Origin of the sequence: Acetivibrio ethanolgignens, from assembly GCF_001461035.1 — a bacterium.
In the GTDB taxonomy this organism is placed as follows: Bacteria; Bacillota; Clostridia; order Lachnospirales; family Lachnospiraceae; genus Velocimicrobium; species Velocimicrobium ethanolgignens.
In genome coordinates this window covers 24,033-24,328 of record NZ_LNAM01000167.1, presented here as the reverse complement: position 1 = coordinate 24,328, position 296 = coordinate 24,033, and the positions used below count along the sequence as shown (strand labels likewise).

Here is a 296-nt window from a genome sequence, read left to right as displayed (position 1 = left end):
GGAGTATTTAACATTCCGATTGCGACAGGAACGATCAGCAGCATGGTAAAAAGATGCGCCGACAGTCTGAGTGAAACAGTAGGTAAGATCAAGGATAAAATGATCGGTTCCGCTCTTGGACATTTCGATGAAACCGGAACCAGAGTAGATAAAAAACTCTGGTGGGTTCATGATGCCTCAAACTGTGAATACACCTATCTTGCTATCAGTCCCAAACGTGGAACTGCAGGCATGGAGCAATGCGGTGTTCTCCCGGAATTCAAAGGGATTGCCATGCATGACTGCTGGGCTTCCTA

General features: G+C 46.6%; 1 protein-coding gene. It reads left to right on the top strand.

Annotated elements, in window-relative coordinates:
* On the top strand, window positions 1-296 hold a 296-nt coding region (locus ASU35_RS20270; protein ID WP_187142728.1), incomplete at both ends, for an IS66 family transposase.